Raw genomic sequence first — 2,531 nt, 5'->3', positions numbered from 1 at the left:
AAAACCTCAATTTCAAAAACAGAAGAATTTTATCATATCTTCGAAAAGACTTTAATAGAATCAATTACTACTAATGAAGAAGTAGTTTTATCACCTCAAATCGGTAAATTCCAATTAAAACCAAGAAAAGCCTACATCGGTAGAAACCCTAAAACAAAGAAAAAATTAAAAATTCCTGCCAAAACAGTAGTCGCTTTTAAACTTTCAAAATCCATTAAAGATAAAGTGAAAGAACTAAAATTAAAATAAATTCAAAGGAGAACCAATATGTCAAAAATAATTATCAAAAAAACTAAAAATAAATCAAAAAACCAAGAAAAAACCAATAACAATGTACCAAAAACAACAACAAAGGAAACCAAAATTTTAACAATCAAAAAATTACCTTTTTTACAAAAAATCACTTATATTATTATCATTTTAAATTCACTTTTATCTTTATTAGCTCTTTACTATGAAAACAAAATTCCTTGGTTTACCACGGAAATTAAAAACTTTATCAATATCATTAAATCAATTATCCCAGGAGGAAAATAATTATGAAAATTCAAACTAAAAATAAAATTTTTACCACTTTAGTGGTTTTGATCAGTTTATTTTTACCATTGCTTCTATTTATGCTTTAACTAATTACTTTTCTAAACAAAGAAAAGAAAAAATTCAATTAATGACAGATATTCCTCTATTTAACGTGGAAAGAGTAGGCGGAAATAACGAAGATAAAGCTATTATACCACTTCCACTTCCAAATTTAAACCCTACAAAATACGCTCACACGATTTCATTCGATCATAAAGCAACTCTTAACTCCAACGGAATGGATATTAATACTCCATTATATTTAAAATTAAAAATGACATATGACACACATAACACTTTTGCCAATCCATCAAACTTTTTTTTACACGAAGTTAAAGTAAATAACGCAACTTACAATGATACTAAACGCCCACAAATGATCTTTAACAAAAAAGGCTTAGGACAACTTAACATCCAAATTAGCATCGAACAAAAAGAAATCATTACTAATAAAAACCCTCAATTAGAGTTAATTTGTGATTACGAATTAGTCGATTCTCAAGGCACAGCTTATAGCGGCAGCAGTCAAACAATCGAAAATAAAATTACTAATTTATCATAATAAAACATCAAAAGACCAATTAATGATTGGTCTTTTTTGTTAGAAAGGAACTAAGATGACTATCAAAAAGAAATCAAATAAAAATTCAACTAATTTAATCATAATCATCATAACATCTATGATCTTATTTTTAGGAACTTATGTATGGATTCACCATCAAACTTTAACTGAAACCGAAACAAACCTCATAACCCATCATAAAAAATTAGAAATCCAAAATAAAAATCTCCAAGAAATAAAAGACAAACTCCGACAAAACAAAGATATAATTCAAAACCAAATCACCAATACAAATAAAGAAACACAAAAAGAAACAAACTTTCATCCGTCTAACAATCAAAAATTTCCTTCTTTTGATCAATTAATCGGTTTCAAAGAAGAAAAACAAGCTGTAGAAAGTTTTGTTGATTACCTTAACAAAAAAGAAAACTACAACAATATTGGTGAGGTAGATTCGCCCTTAGGCATCTTAATGTATGGTTGTCCAGGAACAGGTAAAACCACTTTAGCGAGAGCCTTAGCCAAAGAAACAAATTTACCTTTCTTCGAAGTAAGTAGTGCTATTTTTTCACAACAATATTGTGGAATAGCGCCTCAAATGGTTAAAGATTTATTTGAAACAGCTAGAGAAGAATCAGACAAAAACAACGGTGCCATTATCTTTTTAGATGAATGCGAAACCATTTTTACTGATTTAGGAACATTAAAAGCTGGTTCAGAAATCGCCAATGTGGTAAACCAATTCAAAACCGAAATGACCTCTTTTGAAAATAATCATGAAAAACCTATTTTCATTATTGGTGCTACAAACCACATCAACCAAATTGATGAAGCCATCAAATCAAGATTTACTTACAACATCGAAGTAAAACCTGGTAATAAAGAAGAAAGAAAAGCCTTTTTAGAATTCTTAATCAACAAACGTAAAAATCCTTACAACGACGAAGCGAAACAATATTTATACGAAGTAATTAACGAATCTTTAGAGAAATTACCAGTTAACCAAGAATTCAAAAAAGCGAATCGCACTCTAGAAAACCTGTTAAAAACAACTGTCACCATCTTCGCCAAAAAACGAGGTCAAGGCGAAACTAGAAGAAATGAAATCAATAAAGAAGACTTAAAACAAGCTTACAAAATGATAATCTCACAAGATGACACCATTTAAACACTATCGAATAAAAAATTAAAAAGAAAGGAGGTAAACAGTTATGAAAACACCTTTAGACCTAATTAAAACTTATCTAACCTTTAAATCTTATTTTACTTGGTTTTTCATGACTACCACTGTCTTCGGTATTTTCTTTTTCTTCAAAAGGAAACTTTTCACCAATCAAACAAACAAAACATCAACTTGGAAAGGCTATTTAACTTCCTTTTTAATTATTAT

Annotated in this window: 4 protein-coding genes; all 4 read left to right on the top strand. The window is 28.6% G+C overall.

From position 1 onward, the window contains the following. Nucleotides 1-249 (top strand): HU family DNA-binding protein (locus RI01_RS01990; RefSeq protein WP_017192992.1); only part of this gene is annotated, 249 nt, incomplete at its 5' end. Between the two features lie 18 nt (nucleotides 250-267). Then, nucleotides 268-537 (top strand): hypothetical protein, encoded by a 270-nt coding sequence (locus RI01_RS03760; protein WP_017192991.1) that lies wholly within the window; start codon nucleotides 268-270, stop codon nucleotides 535-537. A gap of 130 nt (nucleotides 538-667) precedes the next feature. Continuing rightward, the gene (locus RI01_RS01980) at nucleotides 668-1,141 is read left to right on the top strand and encodes a hypothetical protein (protein ID WP_017192990.1); all 474 of its coding nucleotides are present in this window, start codon (nucleotides 668-670) and stop codon (nucleotides 1,139-1,141) included. Nucleotides 1,142-1,196: 55 nt separating this feature from the next. Then, entirely contained in the window at nucleotides 1,197-2,309 is a 1,113-nt protein-coding gene (locus RI01_RS01975; protein WP_017192989.1) for an AAA family ATPase, read from the top strand. The last annotated feature ends 222 nt before the right edge of the window (nucleotides 2,310-2,531 follow it).

This window comes from Italian clover phyllody phytoplasma str. MA1, assembly GCF_000300695.1.
Taxonomy (GTDB): domain Bacteria; phylum Bacillota_I; class Bacilli_A; order Acholeplasmatales; family Acholeplasmataceae; genus Phytoplasma.
This window is presented reverse-complemented; position numbering and strand designations above follow the sequence as displayed.

What these genes read in the sequence shown, in the direction of transcription:
- RI01_RS01975 (WP_017192989.1), top strand. Translation starts at nt 1,197, where the DNA reads ATGACTATCAAAAAGAAATCAAATAAAAATTCAACTAATTTAATCATA.
- RI01_RS03760 (WP_017192991.1), top strand. Translation starts at nt 268, where the DNA reads ATGTCAAAAATAATTATCAAAAAAACTAAAAATAAATCAAAAAACCAA.
- RI01_RS01980 (WP_017192990.1), top strand. Translation starts at nt 668, where the DNA reads ATGACAGATATTCCTCTATTTAACGTGGAAAGAGTAGGCGGAAATAAC.